The 1,349-nt window shown below is 41.7% G+C and carries 1 protein-coding gene and 1 pseudogene; both read left to right on the top strand.

From position 1 onward, the window contains the following. Positions 1 to 400, top strand: a pseudogene (locus tag QUA62_RS29195) (hypothetical protein); the annotation flags it as partial. A gap of 65 nt (positions 401 to 465) precedes the next feature. Beyond that, the gene (locus QUA62_RS29190; protein ID WP_333408280.1) at positions 466 to 732 is read left to right on the top strand and encodes a hypothetical protein; all 267 of its coding nucleotides are present in this window, start codon (positions 466 to 468) and stop codon (positions 730 to 732) included. Positions 733 to 1,349: the final 617 nt, after the last annotated feature.

Here is a 1,349-nt window from a genome sequence, read left to right as displayed (position 1 = left end):
CTGCCTATTTTTTTTTAGCACACATTGGCTCAATCCTTACAAAGGTATGGGTTTCAGGCTGGTTGTTACCCCCCCAGATAATCTTAAAAAAAGCTACGCTTGTGACGACCGCCTAAAAACTTTAATTTTATTGATAGCTTTGGCTTACAGTTGCGCTATTTTACAGGGACGTAAGTTTAAGCAAATGGGAATTCAGAAATACATCGGTCGCCTGATTGAGTGGAAACGAGCGCAACGCCGTCATAGTAGTTTTTGGATTGGATTATATGGTCAATTGTGGGTAGTAGGGATGGATTTTTGCCATGCAACTATTGCGGAATTGATGAAAATTAGACGCAATAAGTTCCCATTCTTTCAGAAGGGTTTGAGGGCTATGTCCTTGATTTTATCAAGCTTTTGACGGGGTTGTCACCCCGTCAGGGAACAAGCCTCAAAGGGAACAGACTTATTAACATGATTCTGCTCATGACACTTGCGTACAGTTCAGCAATATTTCAAGGTACTGAACTGAAGAAAAAGCAGGTACAAGAATATGTATCTCGTCGCAAAGAACCCAAGAAAAAATATCGCAGACGGAGTACATTTGGTGTTGGATTAGATGGAGAAAAGTGGGTTAATTATCTAGAACAATATTCTTGGGAGGTGGAACAGTTAATGAAGTTAACTCCTTCTAAACGCCGCTTTTATCAACAAGGTATGCGGGCTGCAACCCTTATCCAGTCTATTTCATAGACCTCTTTGTCACCCTCCCAGATTGAATTAATGAGAATTAGGCGAAATAAACTACCCTTTTTTCAAAGGGGTATGAGGGCTATGTCCTTGATTCTATCTATGTTCTGACGTGGTTGTCACCCCGTGAACTTGGAAGCAGTTCTCGAAGAACGTTGTCAAATTTTATCAGCAACTATGACAGAACCCCTCAAAAATCTGACCAATTATTATTGGTGGCCACCAAACTGCTTGCCTTGTGAAGGATAACCGCTGGTTGGGCGGTGAATTTATCTAACAGGACTATCAACGAGCGCGAGGCTGGGGAGCGCTAATATATTCACTTGTTTACTAATTGTTAAACCAGCTAATTTCTGGAAATTGGCGACAGCTTTCTTCAAAAAATTCTCCCTAGTTGGGGTTTTTAAAATCACACAAGCGAGTGAAGTTTTTTTTCGCCATCATAAAGGGGGTAAGTAACCCGGATTTGGTATTACTTGTTTCCATTGCTGGCCTACAACCAAAGCTATATCATTCCGGTGCAACCGGAATTGATATCACGCCGAAAGACCGCGCGCTCGGGGTTTAAAACCTCTCGCGATCTAGTGTGTGGGGTAAGTTCCGTTTAAAAGCTAAAACAA

The sequence above is a fragment of the Microcoleus sp. MON1_C1 genome, from assembly GCF_036701945.1.
GTDB lineage: Bacteria > Cyanobacteriota > Cyanobacteriia > Cyanobacteriales > Microcoleaceae > Microcoleus.
Note: the sequence above shows the minus strand (reverse complement) of the source record. Positions and strands in the feature narration are given on the sequence as shown.

Coding starts and splice junctions, on each gene's coding strand:
- QUA62_RS29190 (WP_333408280.1), top strand. CDS start 466: ATGACACTTGCGTACAGTTCAGCAATATTTCAAGGTACTGAACTGAAG.